This window comes from Nakamurella antarctica (assembly GCF_003860405.1).
GTDB lineage: Bacteria > Actinomycetota > Actinomycetes > Mycobacteriales > Nakamurellaceae > Nakamurella > Nakamurella antarctica.
On sequence record NZ_CP034170.1, the window covers coordinates 3,165,726 to 3,185,752 of the forward strand.

18 protein-coding genes and 1 tRNA gene are annotated in these 20,027 nt (G+C 61.6%); 8 read left to right on the plus strand and 11 right to left on the minus strand.

Features of this window, described 5'->3' with window-relative positions; translation table 11 throughout:
* Positions 1 to 12: 12 nt before the first annotated feature.
* Entirely contained in the window at positions 13 to 699 is a 687-nt protein-coding gene (locus tag EH165_RS14220; RefSeq protein WP_164479252.1) for a WGR domain-containing protein, read from the minus strand.
* A gap of 75 nt (positions 700 to 774) precedes the next feature.
* Between EH165_RS14220 and EH165_RS14225 the strand changes: the two genes are divergently transcribed.
* The gene (locus tag EH165_RS14225) at positions 775 to 1,548 is read left to right on the plus strand and encodes a GTP pyrophosphokinase (protein WP_124800029.1); all 774 of its coding nucleotides are present in this window, start codon (positions 775 to 777) and stop codon (positions 1,546 to 1,548) included.
* Between the two features lie 105 nt (positions 1,549 to 1,653).
* Here EH165_RS14225 and dcd read toward each other — a convergent pair whose 3' ends face one another.
* Positions 1,654 to 2,235: a dCTP deaminase gene (gene dcd / locus EH165_RS14230; RefSeq protein ID WP_124800030.1), complete on the minus strand. Its 582-nt coding sequence runs from the start codon at positions 2,233 to 2,235 to the stop codon at positions 1,654 to 1,656.
* A gap of 102 nt (positions 2,236 to 2,337) precedes the next feature.
* On the opposite strand from dcd, the gene EH165_RS14235 reads away from it, so the two are divergent.
* Positions 2,338 to 2,411, plus strand: a tRNA-Gly gene (locus EH165_RS14235).
* 88 nt (positions 2,412 to 2,499) lie between these two features.
* Here EH165_RS14235 and EH165_RS14240 read toward each other — a convergent pair.
* A complete protein-coding gene (locus EH165_RS14240; RefSeq protein ID WP_124800031.1) occupies positions 2,500 to 3,423 on the minus strand; it encodes an NADP-dependent oxidoreductase in 924 nt (307 codons plus the stop codon).
* Positions 3,424 to 3,667: 244 nt separating this feature from the next.
* Between EH165_RS14240 and EH165_RS14245 the strand changes: the two genes are divergently transcribed.
* Positions 3,668 to 4,312, plus strand: coding sequence for an alpha-ketoglutarate-dependent dioxygenase AlkB (locus EH165_RS14245; protein ID WP_124800032.1), 645 nt, complete (start codon positions 3,668 to 3,670; stop codon positions 4,310 to 4,312).
* Between the two features lie 11 nt (positions 4,313 to 4,323).
* Here EH165_RS14245 and EH165_RS14250 read toward each other — a convergent pair whose 3' ends face one another.
* The 6 genes from EH165_RS14250 to EH165_RS14275 all read right to left on the minus strand — a co-directional run bounded on the left by EH165_RS14250 (position 4,324) and on the right by EH165_RS14275 (position 10,787).
* On the minus strand, positions 4,324 to 4,599 hold the full coding sequence (locus EH165_RS14250; protein ID WP_124800033.1) for a hypothetical protein: 276 nt from the start codon (positions 4,597 to 4,599) through the stop codon (positions 4,324 to 4,326).
* A gap of 52 nt (positions 4,600 to 4,651) precedes the next feature.
* Positions 4,652 to 6,028, minus strand: coding sequence for a xylulokinase (xylB, locus tag EH165_RS14255; RefSeq protein ID WP_124800034.1), 1,377 nt, complete (start codon positions 6,026 to 6,028; stop codon positions 4,652 to 4,654).
* Between the two features lie 174 nt (positions 6,029 to 6,202).
* Positions 6,203 to 7,390 carry a xylose isomerase gene (xylA, locus tag EH165_RS14260; protein ID WP_124800035.1) on the minus strand — a complete coding sequence of 396 codons (1,188 nt, stop codon included), beginning with the start codon at positions 7,388 to 7,390 and terminating at the stop codon, positions 6,203 to 6,205.
* A gap of 164 nt (positions 7,391 to 7,554) precedes the next feature.
* A complete protein-coding gene (locus EH165_RS14265; protein WP_124800036.1) occupies positions 7,555 to 8,865 on the minus strand; it encodes a sugar ABC transporter permease in 1,311 nt (436 codons plus the stop codon).
* The gene (locus EH165_RS14270; protein ID WP_124800037.1) at positions 8,862 to 9,647 is read right to left on the minus strand and encodes an ATP-binding cassette domain-containing protein; all 786 of its coding nucleotides are present in this window, start codon (positions 9,645 to 9,647) and stop codon (positions 8,862 to 8,864) included. Before EH165_RS14270 ends, EH165_RS14265 begins: the two co-directional genes overlap by 4 nt.
* Before the next feature lie 111 nt (positions 9,648 to 9,758).
* Entirely contained in the window at positions 9,759 to 10,787 is a 1,029-nt protein-coding gene (locus EH165_RS14275) for a sugar ABC transporter substrate-binding protein (protein WP_239020605.1), read from the minus strand.
* On the opposite strand from EH165_RS14275, the gene EH165_RS16315 reads away from it, so the two are divergent.
* Positions 10,786 to 10,977: a hypothetical protein gene (locus EH165_RS16315; protein ID WP_239020606.1), complete on the plus strand. Its 192-nt coding sequence runs from the start codon at positions 10,786 to 10,788 to the stop codon at positions 10,975 to 10,977. The two genes, EH165_RS14275 and EH165_RS16315, sit on opposite strands and share 2 nt — an antisense overlap.
* Before the next feature lie 148 nt (positions 10,978 to 11,125).
* Positions 11,126 to 12,376: an ROK family transcriptional regulator gene (locus tag EH165_RS14280; RefSeq protein WP_124800039.1), complete on the plus strand. Its 1,251-nt coding sequence runs from the start codon at positions 11,126 to 11,128 to the stop codon at positions 12,374 to 12,376.
* Between the two features lie 21 nt (positions 12,377 to 12,397).
* Here EH165_RS14280 and EH165_RS14285 read toward each other — a convergent pair whose 3' ends face one another.
* Both EH165_RS14285 and EH165_RS14290 read right to left on the minus strand, forming a co-directional pair.
* Entirely contained in the window at positions 12,398 to 14,128 is a 1,731-nt protein-coding gene (locus tag EH165_RS14285) for a bifunctional 3'-5' exonuclease/DNA polymerase (protein WP_164479253.1), read from the minus strand.
* 132 nt (positions 14,129 to 14,260) lie between these two features.
* Positions 14,261 to 15,094 (minus strand): GAF and ANTAR domain-containing protein, encoded by an 834-nt coding sequence (locus tag EH165_RS14290; RefSeq protein WP_164479254.1) that lies wholly within the window; start codon positions 15,092 to 15,094, stop codon positions 14,261 to 14,263.
* Positions 15,095 to 15,441: 347 nt separating this feature from the next.
* On the opposite strand from EH165_RS14290, the gene EH165_RS14295 reads away from it, so the two are divergent.
* The 3 genes from EH165_RS14295 (at position 15,442) to EH165_RS14305 (ending at position 20,022) form a co-directional block, all read left to right on the plus strand.
* Complete coding sequence (locus EH165_RS14295; RefSeq protein ID WP_124800042.1) at positions 15,442 to 17,304, plus strand: acyl-CoA dehydrogenase; 1,863 nt, start codon at positions 15,442 to 15,444, stop codon at positions 17,302 to 17,304.
* Positions 17,305 to 17,498: 194 nt separating this feature from the next.
* Positions 17,499 to 18,377: an endonuclease domain-containing protein gene (locus EH165_RS14300; RefSeq protein WP_164479255.1), complete on the plus strand. Its 879-nt coding sequence runs from the start codon at positions 17,499 to 17,501 to the stop codon at positions 18,375 to 18,377.
* A 223-nt stretch (positions 18,378 to 18,600) separates the two neighbouring features.
* On the plus strand, positions 18,601 to 20,022 hold the full coding sequence (locus EH165_RS14305) for a dihydrolipoyl dehydrogenase family protein (RefSeq protein ID WP_124800044.1): 1,422 nt from the start codon (positions 18,601 to 18,603) through the stop codon (positions 20,020 to 20,022).
* The last annotated feature ends 5 nt before the right edge of the window (positions 20,023 to 20,027 follow it).

A 20,027-nucleotide genomic window follows, 5' to 3' on the forward strand; every position in this document is an offset into this window, starting at 1 on the left:
TGGCGGTGCCCGTCACGTGGCGAACGACTCGAGGTCCGTCAGCATTCGGCTCACCGACGCGGGCTGGTCCGTGTTATCTAGCAGACGCAGAAGCGACTGCCGCGCAAGCGCTTTCAGCCCGGGAGCTACCTTGCCAGTGATCTTGATCGACCCAAACGCGAGCGCCGCGATCACCTTGTCCGTGGTAGCTGGCCCGCCCACGGACCAGTAGTCCACGTCGGTCGATTCGCCCGGCGGGTGGAAAGGCATCTCCCATTTTTGAACGACGATCACCTCCGCGAAGGTCGACAGATCGACGGGCTGATCTTCTTGCAGAGCCGTCGTCAGTCGTACAAGTGCCTCCGCCCCGTCATCGCTCCCGAAGGGCGACTCCTCCTCGGCGATATCCAAGTACAGCTCGTCGGTGAAGTGCGCCAGGAAGCTGGGATGCGTAGTGAGCGGATGCGGGCCGAACTCCCCAACATCGAAGTACCACTGCGCCAGCGGGTCGAAGGTGGGGTCCAAGACATAGCCAGCCTGCTTCTTCGCGGCGATCAGGTCGTTAGCCGAATCGATCGCGCTCTCGACATCGAGATTCTCGAGAAGTTGCCATTCCCCAGGCGTGCCAACGGTTCCACTATGGATAGCGCAGTATTCGTCGGCGACGTTGATTGTCCAGTACTGCCGCTGCTTGCCCGCGGTGACGAAAGCTTGGGTCACGGAAATTGTCCTCACTGTTGTTACCGAGTTGGCTTCAAGCCTGGGGCCTACCAGTATGCCAACTCACCGCTTTGTATGCTGACCTCAGACACCAGTCGAGGGAGTGTTGTGCCAGCCGAGAAAGACAGCGGTAAAAGCTTTTCGCAGCTCCGCGAGGAGTTCACGCGGTTTGTGATGGGGTACAAATTCGGCATCGACGAGATCATGACGAAGATCAACATCCTGCGCGAAGAGTTCAACCACGTTCACGAATACAACCCGATCGAATATGTCGGCTCTCGGCTCAAGTCCCCGGAGAGCATCCTTGCCAAAGCGCTACGCAAAGGTTGCCCGATCACCATGGACGACATCCGAGACCAGATCCTGGATATTGCCGGGATCCGCGTCACGTGCAGCTTCCTGTCCGACACCTACAAGATTCGGGACATGATTGCGGCCCAGCACGACATCACTGTGTTGTTGGAGCGGGACTACATCGCGAACCCAAAACCCAACGGGTACAAGAGTTTGCACCTCATCGTGTCGGTTCCTGTCTACATGTCCGACCGGGTGGTGCAGGTGACGGTCGAGATCCAGATCCGCACTATCGCAATGGACTTCTGGGCTAGCTTGGAGCACAAGATCTTCTACAAGTACCGCGGCAGCGTCCCGGCGGCGATGGTGGAAGAGCTGGCCCAGGCAGCGGCGGCGGCCAACGCACTCGACAAGCAGATGGAAAAGCTGCATGTGGGGATCACGCAGATCAAGCGTGCGGGAGCCCCCGAACAGCGAGCCCTGCCCGCAGGCGACCTCAGCCAACTCGTCATTCCGCAGGCGCTGCTGGACGCGCTGCAGTCGTACAGGCGGTAGTGGGTCCTGGTAATTGGGCCCAGCCTGTGACCGTAGTGGGAATCTGGGGCCATTAGCCCGATTTTGGCGGGTTGCCCAGCGGCCCGCCTGCCGCGAGTCCCACGTTCAGCGCTGGGTGGAGTCCCGGCGGAAGTTCATGTACGCCCGCGACGGTGTCGGGCCGCGCTGCCCCTGATAGCGGGAACCGTAGATTTCGCTACCGTAAGGGTGCATCGAGGGGCTGGAGAGACGGAACAGGCACAGCTGGCCAATCTTCATCCCCGGCCACAACGTGATCGGCAGGTTCGCCACGTTGGACAGCTCGAGCGTGATGTGGCCGGAGAACCCCGGATCGATGAACCCGGCCGTCGAGTGGGTGAGGAGCCCCAGGCGGCCGAGCGAGGATTTCCCTTCGAGTCGGCCGGCGATGTCGTCGGGCAAGCTCACGGCCTCGAAGGTTGATCCCAGGACGAACTCGCCGGGGTGCAGCACGAAGGGATCATCGCCTTCTGGCTCCACCAACGATGTCAGGTCGTCCTGCTGGACCGATGGGTCAATGTGGGTGTACTTGGAGTTGTTGAACACTCGGAACATGCGGTCCAACCGAACGTCAACGCTCGAGGGCTGGACGAGCGACGGGTCGAATGGGTCGAGGCCCAACCGTCCGTTGTCGATTTCGGCAAGGAGGTCGCGATCGGACAGCAGCATGGGGAAACCTTATCGCAGCACCGCAGGCCATGCCCCTTGCCACTTGCTGAAGGTCTGGGTTGCAGCACTGCTGCAGGTATAGTCACCGATGGTGCAAGCCCCGCGGGTGTAGTTCAGTGGCAGAACTTCAGCTTCCCAAGCTGATAGCGCGAGTTCGATTCTCGTCACCCGCTCCACATATCCCCCGCGCGCGGACCTACCCCCGCGCGCGCACCCCCCGTCGATGCATTCAACGAGGGACGCGCACGCGGTCAGGCGTACAGGTCAGCGGAGGGTGACAACAACCTTGCCGTTGGGACCGCCGGTGCGGGCATATACGAATGCGGCAACGACATCGTCAATCGGGAAGCTGCTGTCGACAACGGGCCGGATCGTGCCGTCAGAGATCAGCTGTGCGATTTCGGTGAGTTGCTTTCCATTGGGTTCCATGAAGAACGTGTGGAAACTGACGCCGCGGTCGGCGGCGAGCCCGCTCGGTGCCTCGCCCTTGATGGAGACGACCGTGCCGCCCGCCTTGACGGCGTCGAATGATCGTTTCAGGGTGTCGTCGCCGAGCATGTCGAAGACGAGGTCGTACTTTTCGGCGGCGTCTTCGAACCGTTCGCTCGCATAGTCGATAAATTGGTCTGCCCCAAGGCCCAGGACCAGATCCTTGTTTTTCGCACTGGCGGTTGTCGCGACCCAGGCCCCCGCGTTCTTAGCAATTTGGATCGCCAACGTGCCAACGCCGCCTGAGCCGGCATGGATCAATACTCGTTGGCCGGCCTTGAGGCCACCCTTGTCGAACAGCGCCTGCCAGGCGGTGAGCCCAGCCAGCGGAACGCCCGCCGCTTCAGCATGGGAGATGTTGGCGGGTTTCAGCGCGAGATCGGTCGCTTTCACCGCCGAAAACTCGGCCATCGTCCCGGCTTGCATCCCGTTGGCACGGGCGAACACTTCGTCACCGACGGCGAACCCATGGGCGCCAGATCCCACCTCGGTGACGACGCCGGACACGTCATAGCCGACGATCCAGGGGAGTGTGTACGGCAGTTGCTCCTTCATGTACCCCGCCATCACAATCCAATCGATCGGATTGATCGCTGCTGCATGCACTTCGACCATCACACTGTCCCCTGGGAGATCAGGCCTCTCGACATCGGCGACCTCTAGGTCTTTGCCGTATTCGCGCAAGATTGCTGCCTTCATCGTTACTCCCCTACAAATGTTTTTGTCCGGACATCGGAACGGTTCCGGTACCCACAAGACTCATAACCCCCACGGGCGCCAGATTATGCCGGAGGACCTACGGGCCGCTTGCGCACCAAAGCTCAGCTACACGCGCCCCGCCCGGAGTGACCCCTGCACTAAGGCTCATTTTTCCTCTCGGCACAGACTTCAAGCTTGCAGCTTCTGCACCTCACTGGCACGCCTGTTCGACTAAGCTCAGGAGATGGCAGCACCTTCGCAGGCATCACTTTTCGACTTCGATGACGTCCCCACCGTCAGGCCTCTTGCCGGTGTCATCAGGAGAACCGAACTCGCTGGCGGCGCCTGGGTCGATATCCGGCCGGGCTGGGTCGGCGGATCGGACGCACTGTTCGAGGAGTTGGCTCTCGCGGTCCCGTGGCACGGCGAACGCCGCCAGATGTACGACCGGGAGGTCGCTGTGCCGCGGCTTCTCTGCTTCTACGACGAGTCTGCATCTCTCCCCAACCCTGCCTTGGTGGCCGCGAAGGCGATGCTCGACGACTATTACCGCGAAGAGTTGGGCGAACCCTTCAGCACCGCTGGTATGTGTCTTTACCGCGATGGAAACGACAGCGTCGCGTGGCACGGGGACACCATTGGGCGCAGCAAAACCGAAGACACCATGGTCGCGATTCTTTCTCTCGGCGCTCCACGGTCACTTCTGTTGCGGCAGCGCCCGATCGACGGCACTATCACGGCCCCCCCGGTAAAATACGGTCTCGGCCACGGCGACCTGATCGTGATGGGCGGATCTTGTCTACGCACCTGGGAGCATGCTATCCCGAAGACCTCGCGGCCGGTCGGCCCCCGCATTAGCGTTCAGTTCCGCCCCCGGGGCGTGCGGTAAGAGAGAGTCGGTCAGGCTAAATCGTCGGAACCGCCGAAGAACTTCGTCCGCCGAGTGGCTGGCCCGCGAACAATGCTGTCCAAGTTGTAGGTTTTCCTCATCAGCGACACCACATACGCGGTGGCAGCTACCGCAAGGAACACACCAATCCAGCCGTAGAGCGGTCCAGCAAAAAACGCCACCACGATAAAGAACACGGCCGGGCAGGCGACAAAAAGCCACGCGCAGCCCATGGCAAAGCGACGATTTTTAGCCGCCTCGAGGCGCATATCCTGTTCGTCGTCCATGCCTGCAGGTTACAAGGTCTGGGTCGGCGGAACCGGAAAGCGGGGCCTCCCGCTACCACCCTTCGGTGGCATCCCGCAGGCTGTTGTACTTGTCCCGCACCTGGGGGGTGGGGTCCGCGGTGAACTCCAGGGACTCAGCCGCGCTCCACGCGGGCGGCTCCTGCGTTCCGGCGAGTGCCCAAGCGGCTTGGCGAGCCGCGCCCAGAGCGACGTACTCACCTGCAGCCGGAACCACGACAGGCATCCCGAATACTGCCGGGGCTAGCTGCTGCACCGCACGGTTGCGAGATCCCCCGCCGATCATCAACACCCTGCTCGGTGTCACACCGAGTGCGTCGATGGCGTCGGCCAGCGAGCACAGCAGGCCCTCCACCGCTGCCCGCGCCAAGTCCTCGCGCTGCACGCCAGACGTCAGCCCGTGCATCACCCCCGTGGCAGTGGGCCGGTTCGGCGTCCGCTCGCCGTCCAAGTACGGGAGGTAGGTGAGGCCGCCCGCACCGGGCGCTGCGGCCAAAGCGAGGTCGGCAAAGGTCTCACGGTCGGCGCCGAGCAGACGAGCTGTGGAATCGAGGATCTTGGAGGCGTTGATCGTGCACGCCAGCGGCAGGTAGTTGCCGGTGGCGTCGGCGAACCCGGACGTCATCCCGCTCGGATCAGCTGAGGGCTGCGTCGCCATACAAAAAGCGGTGCCTGAGGTGCCGATTGAGACAACGACATCGCCATCTTGAAGCGAAAGACCAAGGGCGGCAGCCATATTGTCGCCCGTACCGGCTCCGAGAATTGTGCCGGAGGCGGTGCGCTGGGCCACCGCGCCGGGGGCGACGATGCGGGGAAGTGCGACATCATGTCCGACTGCCCAGGCAGCAACCTCGGGCAACCAACTCCGCGACGCAGGCGAGTAGTAACCGGTACCCGAAGCATCGCCATGGTCGGTGGTGAATTCCCCGCGGCCAGCCAGCATCCAGGTCAAAAAGTCATGCGGCAACAGTACAGCCGCGGTCCGAGCAGCATTGTCTGGTTCGTTTTCCAGCATCCACCGCAGCTTGGTCACCGTCATCGACGCAGTCGGAACAGAACCGATCGCCGTGGCAGTTGCCTGCGCCCCGCCGAAGTAATCCACTACGGAGGCCGCTTGCGGTGCCGAACGCAAATCGTTCCATAGCAACGCGTCTCGAACGCATTCGCCGGATGCGTCCAAGGCCACCATGCCGTGCTGCTGGCCACCGACGCTGATGGCCGAAGCACGCTCGAGAAGTCCCGCTCCGGCCTGCTGCAGTGCCTCCCACCATGCCCGCGGGTCAACCGAAGTGCCCTGGGGGTGCGGCGCCGTCGCCTCATCCACCACCACCCCGTCCTCGGCGCGCACCAACAGCACCTTGGTGGATTGGGTGGATGAATCAATCCCAGCAACGAGGGTTTCGGAGGACATGCGGCTCCTTCAAGGCGGATCAGCAGAGACGGTTAATTGCGGTTACTACCAATATCAACTGCTGGGCGAACAAAACACACAGCGCACAGCGTCGGCCCGTGGCGACACTGTGCGCTGTGCAATAACTTTCGCGGCGTTTTCGCCGCAACAATCAATCAGGGGGAGAAAAGGAGACTAGCGAGCGCCGATTGCGTGCTCAACCGCCAGTTGGTTCAGGTGCACGAAGCCGAAGTTACGCTCCCCAGCCGCTGCGACATCGAAGTCTTCGAAGCTCGCGGTGTCCGCGAGGAGATCTGCCGTGGTCTCCCCCGCGGCCAACGTCGACTCTGCCAACTCGAGAACGCCAGAGGCTTCCAGTGCGGCCTGCACTTCCGGGTCACTGCGGAATGCGAGTGCGCGTTCCTTCAGCAACAGGTAGGTCTGCATGTTGGCCTTGACCGACGCCCAGACACCGTCTTCGCCTTCGGTCCTCGAGGGCTTGTAGTCGAAGTGACGGGCACCGTTGTAGCGAGGTCCACCGCCCGGGAAGCCGTTCTCGATCAGGTCCACGGTGAAGAAGGAGGAGAGCAGGTCGCCGTGGCCGAAGCACAGGTCCTGGTCGAACTTGATCGAGCGCTGACCGTTGAGGTCGATGTGGAACAGCTTGCCCGACCACATCGCCTGCGCAATGGCGTGGGTGAAGTTCAGGCCCGCCATTTGCTCGTGGCCGGTTTCCGGGTTGAGGCCGACGATGTCGGCGTGTTCCAACTCGTTGATGAAGGCGAGCGCGTGCCCGACGGTCGGCAGCAGGATGTCGCCGCGTGGCTCGTTCGGCTTGGGCTCGAGAGCGATCTTCAGGTCGTAGCCCTGTTCCTTGATATAGCCGGCAACCAAGTCGACGCCCTCGCGGTAGCGGTTGAGGGCAGCGTGGATGTCCTTGGAGCCGTCGTACTCGGCGCCTTCGCGGCCGCCCCACATGACGAAGACAGTGGCGCCGAGCTGGGCTGCCAGGTCAACATTGCGGAGTACCTTGCGGAGCGCGAATCGCCGGATGCTGCGGTCGTTCGACGTGAATCCACCATCTTTGAACACCGGGGGGGAGAAAAGGTTAGTGGTTACCATTTCCACGACGAGGCCAGCGGACTTCGTGGCTTCGGTGAAGTCGGAGATGATCTTGTCACGGGTTGCCGCGTCCGATCCGAAGGGGATGAGGTCGTCGTCGTGCAGGGTGACGCCCCAGACGCCAGCTTCGGCGAGTTTGTGGACTGCGCCGATAACGTCCAGCTCGGGGCGAACCGCATCGCCGAACTGGTCGCGGCCCTGCCAGCCGATGGTCCAAAGACCGAAGGAGAATTTGTCCGCCGGGGTGGGAGCAATTGTCATGATGTCGACCTCGTTGTCAGACCGCCGGAACCGGCGATGCGGTGGGAGCGGCAGCAGACGATGAGCCTGCCAGCTAAACCAATTGTTTATTGACTGAACTATAACGCAGCCGGGCGGACAATGGTCCACCCGGCTGCATCAATTTTATGAGGAAAAAAGTGGAACTAACCGCCGCTACCTGCAGTGCGCTTGCGGCTGATGGCGTCAACGCTCGCCGCGAGGAGCAGCACTAGGCCGGTGATCAAGAACTTGATGCTCGATTCCAACCCCAGCAAGCCGAGGCCATTGTCGATGAGTGCAATTACCAGGCCGCCGATGATGGCGTCGCGAGCCTTACCCTTGCCGCCGAACAGTGACGTACCGCCGATAACGGCAGCAGCGACTGCATACAGCAAAGTGTTGCCAGCACCCGCATCTGCGGTCACGGACGACAGTCGCGAGGTGGCGATAATTCCAGACAGGACGGCCATCGACGAACAAATCACGAAGCACATCACGGTGATTTTGCCGACCTTGATACCTGCGCGGCGGGCGGCCTCAGGATTGCCACCCACTGCGTAGATGTAGCGGCCAAAAGCGGTTCGGTTCTGCACGAATGTCCAGATCACCAACAGCACCGCGACAAGGGGGGCCACCCAGGGGATACCGCTCAGGTCAACGGTCGCTCGAACGCGTTCTGCCGCCCGGTTGGTGCTGAGCACGGCGGTTGCTGCCAAGAGCAGCACGCTAATAACTGCGATGCGGATGACGATGACGGCCATGGGAGGGGTCACCAGGTCTCGTGCTCGCCGCGAACGCCACACCCAGAGGTTCAAGGCTGCGTAGGCGACCAGCGCAAGGATGACGACGATCCATCCGGTTGTCACAGGCATGTTGGAGTTGGAGATCCCGACGATGATCGGATCGTTGATCCGGACCGTCCCGCCGTTACCGATCAAGAACAGGGTCAACCCCTGCCACGCGAGGAAAAACGCGAGCGTTACGACGAAGCTGGGGATTCCCACCTTTGAGACCAGGAGGCCGGTGATGAAACCCAGCACCACTCCTGTTACCAATGCCGCAAGCACTGCCACCCACCAGGAGTAGCCCTGCTTCAGGATCATTTGTGCCATGACTGCGGCGCCAACACCGCCTGTCACTCCGGCGGAGAGGTCGATATGCCCGAGCAGCAGCACGAACCCGACACCCATTGCGAGCACGCAGATGGCACCCGCCTGGGTGATCAAGTTTGCAAAGTTCCCCGGGGTGACGAAGTTTTGGCCGCTGGGGATCACGATCCCAAATAACAACAGAAGGAAGAACAACCCGAGAATTGCTGGGAGTGAGCCGATGTCGCCCGAACGGAGCTTGTTGACGTAGCCCCGGAAGTACTGTTTTAAAGAACCGCTCTCGGTGCTGTCCCCGGCGAACGAGGCTCGTGCTTGGAGGTCGGCCGCGGCTGGCTCACCTTTGCCAAGCTTGATTGGATTGGTCATACGGTCGTCCCCGTTTCGGCAGCGTTGAGGCCCAAGGAACCCGAGCGTCCCGTGGTGATCAGTTCCACCACTTCACGGTTCGTCACCTCGGAGGTTGTCAGATCTGCCGCTACCCGTCCCAGATAGAGCGGGATGATCCGATCGGAGACCTCAAAAACGTCATTCATATTGTGGCTGATGAGCAAAACGCCTAGTCCGTTATCCGCGAGGCGGCGAACCAGGTCGAGCACCTGACGGGTCTGAGCCACGCCCAAGGCCGCCGTCGGTTCGTCGAGCAACACCACTTGTGAGTTCCACAGAACCGACTTGGCGATTGCCACTGTCTGCCGCTGGCCACCGGACAGGCTCGAAACCTTCTGGCGAACGGAGGAAACTGTCCGCACCGAAAGAGAGGCCAAGGTTTCTCTGGCCAAGATCTCCATCTTGACTTCGTCCAACACGAGGCCAGCTTTTGGCTCGCGACCCAGGAACATGTTTTGCACAATGTCGAGGTTGTCGCAGAGAGCCAAATCCTGATACACAATTTCGATGCCGAGGGCAGCCGCGTCACGGGGGCTGTGAACCTTGACGGCGTTACCGGCGAAGTTGTATTCCCCGGAATCAATCGCGTGGATTCCGGCGATGCATTTCACCAAAGTTGATTTGCCAGCGCCGTTATCACCTACCAGCGCCGTTACCTGGCCGGGGTAGATAGCGAGATCTACCCCGTGCAATACCTGCACAGGACCAAAGCTTTTATTCACTCCCCGCAATTCGAGCAACGGTGCTCCGGAGTTCGTCATTCGTTCGCTATCCCCTTAGGCGTCGGCGCGGATCAAACAAAACTGATCAGGGGTGAGTCCTCGTCGGAGTCACCCCTGATCAGGAAAACATGTACTTCCTAGAATTCGGTGTTACTTGATGCCAGCCGCGTCGCAAGCAGCCTTGTAGGCCTCAATGCACAGGTCGGCCGCTTTCACGTAGCCATCGTCAACGACGTCCTTGACGTTGTCCTTGGTGATGATCTGCGGGGTCTCGAGCACCGAAGGAACTTCGCGGTTGGACACGGTGTCCATAACCTTTCCGTTGGTGGTGCCTTCCTTGCCGGTGGCCAGCGCAATTGCCAGGCCGGAAGCCGCAGCGGCAACCTTCTTGATCGCCTTGTAGACGGTCATGCACTGGTCGCCCACGAGAATGTTCTGCAGACCTTCAACGGTCGCGTCCTGTCCGGTGACGAAGACCTTTCCGTTCAGACCGTTCTTCTTCAAGACCGAGATGGTGGCGTTGCCGAGGCCATCGTTAGCTGCAAGAACGCCGTCAATCTTGCCGCCCTGAGCGGTGAACATCTGCTCGAAGATGGTTGCTGCCTGCTGGTTGTCCCAGTCCGGAACAGCCTGCTCGTCGAGAACCTTGTAGTTGGTCATCGGGTCTAGGACCGAGTGCGCTCCCTTGGAGAAGGAAGTTGCGTTCGAGTCGGTGGGGGAGCCGTTCAAGTAGACAATGTTCTTGTCGCCTGCGCCGAGGCAACCGGCCAAGCCCTGTCCCTGCAATTCGCCGACCTTGACGTTGTCGAAGGAGACGTAGTAGTCAGCGACTCCGCCGAGGGTCAAGCGGTCGTAGTCGATGGTCTTGACGCCGGCTTCGGCGGCCTTCTTCTCGATCGCTGCGCCGGACTCGTTGTCCAGGTTGACGATCATCAGGACGGTGACGCCCGAGTTGATCATCTGATCTGCGATGGTGGCCATGGCGGCCTTGTCGCCCTGTGCGTTCTGGATGTCGAACTCAACGCCAGCGGCCTTGAACGCCTCGGACAGTGCCGGGCGGTCCGCTGTTTCCCAGCGAGCGGAGGACTTGGAGTCGGGAAGGATGACGCCGATCTTGCCAACACCACCCGCTGCGGGAGCCGCAGAGCTGGAGGAGGCTGCCGGAGCTTCGGAGCTCATGCTGCTGGTCATCGCTGCTGAAGATTCAGAGCTGCTGGAAGAAGATGCGGGGGCAGCCGAGCTGGAGGCTGCGGGCGCTGCTGCACTGCTTGATGATGCTGCGGTCTTGGAATCAGAGCCACACGCTGCGACGAGCAGCGTTGTTGCGGCCAAGAGTCCGATCAGGCTGACAGACCTGTTGTTCATGTAAAGCTCCCTTCGGCCGTCGACCAGGGTGGTAGGCGGCAGGCGTTTCAAGTGAAACATGCCACCATCTGGATGTGAGATCGAGCACGAAACGATAACAATTGTTTAGAGGCGAAACAAACACCCCAACGAGCCTGAGGTACCTTGACGCGATGACCACCCATCAGCTCCCTGGGCAGCGCTCACCATTGGGGAGCGGAGCGGTGCGCCAAGAGCACCTGCGCGAACACAACATTTCGCTGGTGCTCGCCTCTGTGATGCACGATGAGCGAAATCCTTCTCGGGCCGACATTGCGGCGCAGACTGGGCTGACAAGGGCAACTGTCTCCTCCCTCGTTGATCGACTCATTGCGGGCCGCTTAGTGACTGAACTCAGCCCTGGCGCCTCTCCCAAGGCTGGTCGACCCGCGGTACCCCTCGTTCCGTCAGCAGGAACGGTAGCGGCGCTCGGCGTCGAGGTTAACGTCGACTACTTAGCCGTTCGCGCGCTCGATCTCGCCGGAAACGTCATCATTGACAAGCTCATGCCAGGAGACTTTCGGCACAGCGACTATGCCGTGGTGCTGCGAGAACTTGCAGGCCTGACCACCAAGGTGCTGGCCTCACTTCAGCGCCGCGGGATCCCCGTGGTCGGCGCGTGTCTGGCGCTCCCCGGCCTTGTCGACCTGGAAACCGGCCCGCTACGGCACGCGCCGAACCTCGGGTGGCGCGATCTTGATGTGGTCGCATACCTACGCAAACGCGGCCGGATGTCCCGGCTCAAACTACTCGTAGCCAACGAGGCGAACGTTGCCGCGCTCGCTGAAGCCAACGCGCTCCGCGGCCAGCATATCGACAGCTTTGTCTATATCTCCGGCGAGGTTGGCATCGGCGCTGCCATGGTGCTCGGGGGCCGGGTGCGGTCCGGCGCCCACGGCTGGGGCGGCGAGATCGGGCATGTGGTGATCGAGCCCAGCGGTCCACGATGCACCTGCGGATCTACCGGCTGCCTCGAGCGGTACGCGGGAAAGGATGCCCTGATGGCGGCAGCGGGCCTAGATTCGAAGGCCTCTGTCGAAGCGCTGCTGCTGGCAGCGCAAGGCGGAGAGCCTCTCGCAGTCAGCTCAGTGGCTGCAGGGGGCCGCGCACTCGGGCTCGCGCTGGCGAATTTTGTCAATCTTGTCGACATCGAAACCATCGTCCTCGGGGGCATCTACGCCTCTCTGGCACCGGTACTTACGCCCTACGTGGAAGCGGAGCTCGCGACCCGGGTGATGTCGGCGCCTTGGGCCTCCCCCACTGTCCGAGTTGCCATGCTTGGCCAGCACGCGGCCGTTACAGGTGGTGCGCTGACCGTAATCGAGTCTCTGGTCGCCGACCCCGAGGCCTGGATGTCCGGAGCGTTGGAGCTGACAAGCTCCTGACGACAGGTCCGCGTTGGTGTTTTATTTAGCGTCGGCATAGCAATCGGTGATGATGGGGCGGACCGGCGTCCGGGCCCGACCGCCGGGAAAAACCAAGCGGCAGGCGGTATCTGCCGCTTCACTCGTCAGCCGGGCCACCTCTTTGGCGCTGTCCACCGGCGTGTGGACCATTAACTCGTCGTGCTGGAAGAAGACAATGTCCGCTCCGTCAACCGCCCGCAATGACTGCCGGAGCGTCGAAAGCCAGACGGCCGCCCAGTCGGCGGCAGCGCCTTGAATCACAAAATTACGAGTGAACCGACCACGATCCCGCGCCACTCTGCGGCCCTGACTCTCCTGCGCACGTGATGCCGCCGGACCCGCACCAGCATCAACAATCTCGGTCCATACACCGCTCGGGGGATTGCTCGTTCTGCCCAAAATAGTGGTCACTAACCGTCCCTGCTCCCCGCGCCGGGCTGCATCTTCCAAGAAGTCCATCGCGACGGGGTATCGATACCGCAGGGTCGCAAGCCAGGCGCCGGCTGCGCCCGAGGTCTGCCCGTACATGGTGCCAAGCATCGCAATCTTGGCTTTATTGCGGTCGTTGCTGAACCCGAACTCCGCGAGCGCCGTGTACAAATCTTCAGCATCCGCCAGGGCTTCCAATGCCGGGTCACCCGAGACTGCCACCAGCACACGGGGTTCCAGCTGCGCCGCATCGGCAACAACCAAGGTGCAGCCGGGGTCTGCGCGGACGGCGCCGCGGATGATTTTAGGAATTTGCAACGCGCCCCCACCGCGTGTGGCCCATCGACCCGTCACCACTCCCGCCGGGACATATTCGGCGCGAAACCGGCCGTTGTGCACCCACTCGTCAAGCCAGTTCCAGCCGTTCGCCGTGTAAAGGCGCTGCAACTCCTTATAGTTGAGGATGTGTTCCACCGCAGGGTGTTCCACGGTCCGGAGCACCCACGCACGCGTTGTTTCTATCTCAACACCCAGCCGAGCAAAGGCAGCGCGTAGGTCCGCCGGCGAGTCGGGGTTAACGGCGAATCCGAAGGCTTCGTTGATCTGCGCAGCCAGATCGGCCATCACCGCTGGACGGGTCCCTGGCTTTGGCCGCGGGCCAAGCCGCGCCTGTAAAATCTGTTCGTGGATCTCGCGTCGCCACGGCATCCCCACCCGCGTCATCTCGACGCCGATCAGCGCGCATGCGGAATCAGCCGCTACCAGAAGCTTGAAGGCTCCCGGATTTACCGAGATACCCTCGCCCACAGGCATTTCGGCGAGAAGATCTATTCGCTCCCGCTGGTCGACGTAGGCCTCGAGCAGCACCCTGATGCCTGGCACCTGCGCTGCTGGCCCTTCTTCCTCGAACAATCCCATCGCTTGCTGCCCTGGCATCGCGCTGTGAATCGTTGGCGCTGGTTCAGGATCAGGCGGGGCTGGCTGCGAATGCAATCGCGCCGAAATCGCCTGCGCAGCAGCGGGTTCACCGTACTGCCCTTGCCGCGGAAGCAACAGCCGCTCTGTCATCATGATGTCGTGACAACGCTCGATGCGCACCCCGGCCGCCAGCAACGGCCCGTAAGTACCGGGAGCATCGTTGAAGATCCATCGCGGGCGGTGCTCGGATTCCAGAGCTGCCACCTCGGTGGCTGAAATTTCGCGTGGTAGCCCCAGCGGCGAATTGTCGTCGTTGAGCAGCTGTATTTCCCAGCGGACATAAGCGTCTACGGCTCGCGGCACGGGAGCGATGACGGCTAGCACTGAGCTATTCTGCCCGAGTCCATTCTGACCGGTTCCATTCTGACTGGTTCCATTCTGACCGGTTCCATTCTGCGGGGCTCTATTTTGCAGGGCACTCGTGGTCTCCAAGATCGTCACCGAGAACGTGGGAATTTAGGCTTCCGGAAGCTCTTCACGGTGCACCGTGGGCATTTCGCCGGTGGTGAGAAGACCATCGGCCACCTCACGAAGCGGCACGTTGGTAGTTTGCGATACGCGCACCAACAACCGGAAGGCCCGGCCCGAATCGAGCTGGTAGCGCTCCATCAAAATACCCTTGGCCTGGCCGATGACATCGCGGCTGTCGACCGCTGCTGTGAGGTTAGCTTCCAACTCTGCTGTGTTCAGCGCCACCGCAGCGTGCGTGGCCAGCAGCACCGCGACAGCCTCACACTCGGGGGTGAACGCGCTCGGTTTTTCGGAGTAAAAACTTAGTGCACCCAGGTCCGTATTTTCCACGTAGAGACGAACCGTCATCATGCTGCGAATTCCGAGATCCACTGCGGCGAGGGCGAACATGGGCCAACGGACGTCGGTATCCAAGTCATCCACTCGAACAGTGGCGGACTCCCACAGCGATTGCAGGCATGGTCCTTCACCCACCGATTGCTGAATAGCGTTTATTTTTTCAGCCCGGATGTCGGTAGGAGCAATAGTTTGCACATCCTGTTTGCGGCTGACCACCGTCACGCACGCGAAGTCGGCACCGGGAACTGTCTGGACCGCTGCCGTGGTGATTGCTTCCAAAGTCTGCGCGACACTGTTGTGTGCGGACTGCAATTCGCGAGCCAGCTCGGCCATCTGGAAGCTCAGGTATTCGGGGCTTCCTGGGTCACCTTCAATCCCTAAGCCTTGCGCCGCGGAGGTTTTCGTATCCGCGTGGTCGACAGAGTGGATCTCCGCGACGGGGCGAGGTGCTTCGTCAAATCCGGACAGCTGACTACTCACGACCCACGCCTTCCTGATAACAGATCTTGACGCATGCGACATAGAGGTGAACAGGTCCGCCCGCAAACCATGGGGATGTTCAGATTGTATCCAGCAATGCGGCGAACAACGCACCTTGCTTCCGGTTGGGTTGAGATCCTTAGGTGCGATCCTTCGGTGCGATCCTTCGCGCCTGTCCTGATGCGCAGTGCGGCGCCGCTTCGGGTAGCACCAGCAGGGGCACCTTGCACAAGTTACTGATCAGTAATACCGTAGGGGCTACCGGTGGGTAACCCCGTGCGATCTGCGCGTATTTACCCCTCCCCCCACTAGGCAGCCGTTACCCACTGCGCCGAGGAGCGATCCACATGAGCCACTACCGCAGCAACCTTCGTGACATCGAGTTCAACCTTTTCGAAGTGTTTTCAGGCCGCACCGAACTCGGCAAGGGGCAGTTCTCCGAGATGGATGAAGACACCGCCCGAGGTGTGCTGACCGAACTCGAAAGGGTGGCCAGCGGACCCATCGCCGCTTCTTTCGTCGACTCCGATCGCAACCCGCCGGTTTACGATCCCGCCACTTTCAGTGTCACGCTGCCCGAGTCCTTCAAGAAGTCGTACAAGGTGATGACCGACGGCGAGTGGTATCGAATGGAACTGCCTGCGGCCCTAGGTGGTTTGGGAGCGCCACCATCCCTGCGGTGGGCGGCGGCAGAGCTGATTTTAGGCGCCAACCCCGCACTATTTATGTACGCCAGTAGCTCCGGAATGGCCACCGCAGTGCACTTGCTCGGCACCGACGCGCAAAAAGCAATTGCGTCAACCATGGTGGACAAGCACTGGGGCTCCACCATGGTTCTCACCGAACCGGAAGCGGGCAGCGACGTCGGCGCCGGCCGCACTCGCGCAGTTCTGCAGCCGGACGGAAGCTGGCACCTCGACGGAGTGAAGCGATTCATCACCTCCGGCGACCAAGACATGACGGAGAACATTGTTCACTTCGTGCTGGCCCGGCCGGAAGGCGAGGGCATCGAGACCCGCCCTGGCACCAAGGGTTTGAGCTTATTTATCGTCCCCAAGTTCCACTTCGATTGGAACACAGGCGAACTTGGCGAACGCAATGGTGTCTTCGTCACCGGCGTGGAAAAGAAGATGGGCCTCAAGGTCTCCACAACCTGCGAGATGACGTTCGGCCAACATGACGTTCCCGCTGTCGGTTACCTGCTCGGCGAAGTGCATGACGGTATCGCGCAGATGTTTCGCATCATCGAATACGCGCGAATGCTGGTAGGCACCAAGGCAATCGCGACCCTCTCGACCGGATATCTCAACGCACTCGACTACGCCAAGATCCGTGTTCAGGGAGCCGACTTGGTGCACGCCGCCGACAAGGGTGCGCCGCGCGTCACGATCATGCACCACGCTGATGTGCGCCGGATCCTGATGAAGCAGAAGGCTTACACCGAAGGCCTCCGCGCCACCTACCTCTACACGGGTACCTGGCAGGATAAAGTTGCCGCACTCACCGAGGCAGGGCCCTCGCAGGAGTTGACACTCGCAGCCCACGTCAACGATCTACTACTTCCCATCGTCAAAGGTGTGGGTAGCGAACGTGCTTACGAGAACTTGGCGCTCTCGCTCCAGGTATTTGGCGGTGCCGGTTATACACAGGACTACCCGATCGAGCAGTACATTCGGGACGCCAAGATCGACACCCTCTACGAGGGCACCACCGCCATCCAGGCGCAGGATTTCTTCTTTCGCAAGATCGTGAAGGACAACGGCGCAGCACTGGCCGTGGTAGCCACCGAGATCTCCGATTTTGTCACTGCGATCGGCAGTGCCGACGCCACCGACGGCCGATTCAAGGAAGAAACCGCCCTCCTGACAACGGCTTTGGAGGATGTGCAACACATCATCGCCTGCTTGGTGGGCTATGCCATGAAGGGCGCACAGGATCCCCAAAGCCTGTACAAGGTCGGCGAGCACGCGGTGAGCCTCTTGATGAGCACGGGTGATCTCTTGATCGGCTACCTCCTGCTGCTGCAAGCCACCGTTGCCCAGAGCGCGCTGGACGCCGGACCTTCCGCTAAAGAAGCGGACTTTTACACCGGCAAGATCGCCTCCGCACATTGGTTCAGCCGCAATATTCTTCCAGAGATCACTGCACGTCGAGCCATCATCGAAGCCGCTGACCTCTCGCTGATGGACATCCCGGAGGCGGCTTTCTAAAGACGCTGGCCGGCTGGGCTGGCTGGGCCGGCTGGCTGGGCCGACTGGCCGGGCCGACTGGCGGGATGGCTGGTCTGGCTGGAGCAAGAGACGGAATCTGGGATCATTAGCCCGGTGCGAGCGGGCTAATGGTCCCAGATCTGCATTGTGGATAACCCGAAGTTCATCACCGCGTCATGCGCGATGGTGTTCGGATGGATCTGGACGCAACTATCGCCACCCTGCTTAGTCGGCAAGATGGAGTGATTTCGCGCCAGCAGGCCACCTACTGGGGAATGTCTGATCACCAGGTGGATTCTCGTGTGCAGCGTAGAGAGTGGGTTCGGTTGCTGCCGGGAGTGTTTCGATCAGCGGCGCATGACGACACCGCCGCCTCCCGAACACGAGCCGCTTTCTACTGGGTGGGAAAGCGTGGTGCTCTATCCGGATCCAGCGCCGCTTGGTGGTGGAAAGTGATCGAGGCGCCCCCCGCTCGCGTCGAGATGACGATCCCGCACCGGGTCCAACTCCGCGCGCAGCCCGGGGTCCAGTTGCGCAGGCGGAATCTGCATAGCTCTGACCTGGTACATCATCGCGGTCTCCGGATCACCAGCAAGCCTCTGACAGTCCTCCTCACGGCCCTGGAAGTGGGTTCCTCAGTGCTGGACCGCGCGCTGCAAAACGGCACGCCCCTGCAGGGACTTCGCGCTACGGTAGACCGCAACTCGGGGATTACCGGCTCCCCCGCGATGCGGAAGCTGCTGGCTCAAGCCAGCGATGGCGCCGCTGCGACCAGCGAGCGACTGTTCATCAAAATCATGCGCGGGAGCGGTATCTGCGGGTGGAAGGCCAATACACGGCTTAGGGTGCAGGGCCGCGACTACGAAGCCGACTTCGTCTTCGCGACTGCTCGGCTAATTGTAGAAATCGATGGCTGGGCCTGGCATCACCAGCCCGACCGGTTCCAGCAAGACCGCGACAAGCAGAACGCGCTGACATTGGCTGGCTGGATCGTGCTCCGATTTACCTGGCATGACCTGACGGAACGCCCCGAATGGGTCGCCGCCCAGGTGGGCCAGGCTGTCGGTCGCTAGCCCTAAGTCAGGATCTGGGAACATTGGCCCGCTCTCAGCGGTCAGGTGGTACCACATCCATATGACGGAGATCTGACCCTCGCACCCTGCCGCGTAAAGTCTCGCCCGTGACCCCGTGGGGGCTGCAGTCCCCGCCAGCAAACAGTCCCCGCCAGCAAAGAGTCCCCACCAGAAACCCAACTCCCCACCAGCACCGCAAACCTAGAAATTCAGGAGCTTCACCATGTTCGATGCCACTTGTGATCTCATCGTTATCGGCGCGGGCGCAGTGGGTGAAAACATCGCTGACCGGGCCCATCGCGGTGGGCTCAGCGTAGTGATCGTCGAGTCCGAGCTCGTCGGCGGTGAATGCTCCTACTGGGCGTGTATGCCGTCAAAGGCGCTGATCACGTCGGTAATGGCGCTGGACGCGGCCAAGAACCTGGCGGGTTCCAGGGAAGCGGTAACCGGAGAGCTTGACGTCACAGCAGTCTTTACCCGGCGCGATTCTTTCACCAGCAATTGGGACGACAAGGGTCAGGTCGACTGGTTGCAGGGGGCCGGGATCGAATTGATCCGTGGGTACGGACGAATCAGCGGGGTTCGGGAAGTCACCGTCACCGGACCAGACGGCGAGGTCACCCTGCTTACAGCGCGTCATGCAGTGGCGGTCAGCAACGGCACCACCGCCACCGTTCCCGACATCCCGGGCCTACGCGATGCGAAGCCGTGGACGAGCCGCGAGGCAACGAGCTCCAGCACCGTGCCAGCCTCACTCGTCATCATCGGCGGCGGTGTCGTCGCCAGCGAAATGGCCACTGCCTACTCGGCTTTCGGCTCACACGTCACGATGTTGGTTCGCTCCGAGCTGCTCGGCGGCATGGAGCCGTTCGCTGGCGAGATGGTTGCGGCTGCCTTGCGCGCGGCGGGCGTCACTATCCTCACCGCTGCAGCGACCAGAGTGGATCGCACCGACGACGGCCTGATCATCGAACTCTCCACCGGCGAAACTCTCACCGCCGCGGAGCTTCTCGTCGCAACCGGAAGGACGCCCGCAACTGGCGATATCGGACTCGACGTCATTGGGCTGGAACCAGGTCGGTACCTACACGTGGACGACACCATGCGGGTCGAAGGGGTCGAGGGTGGCTGGCTCTACGCCGTGGGGGACGCCAACGGTCGGGTGTTGTTGACCCACCAAGGCAAGTACCAGGCCCGCGCCTGCGGCGACGTGATTGCGGCGAGAGCCCTGGGCCACGAGGTGCACGACGCCCCGTGGGGTAAACATGTTGCCACCGCGGACATTGCGTCCGTCCCGTCCGTCGTCTTCACCCAGCCCGAAGTGGCCTCGGTGGGTCTCACCGCAGAACAGGCGGAGGCGCAGCACCCCGGCAAGGTCAAGGTCGTGGACTACGAGATCGGTAACGTCTCCGGCGCGGCATTACGCGCGGATGGCTACCAAGGCAAGGCCCGCATGGTCGTGAACACCGAGTCGGAAGTGCTGCTCGGTGTCACCTTCGTCGGCCCTGAAGTGGGCGAGATGATCCACGCCGCAACCATTGCCGTCGTCGGGCAGGTACCTCTTAACAGGTTGTGGCATGCGGTACCGGCATACCCGACGATGAACGAAGTGTGGCTTCGGCTGCTGGAGACCTACGGACTCTGAAAAAA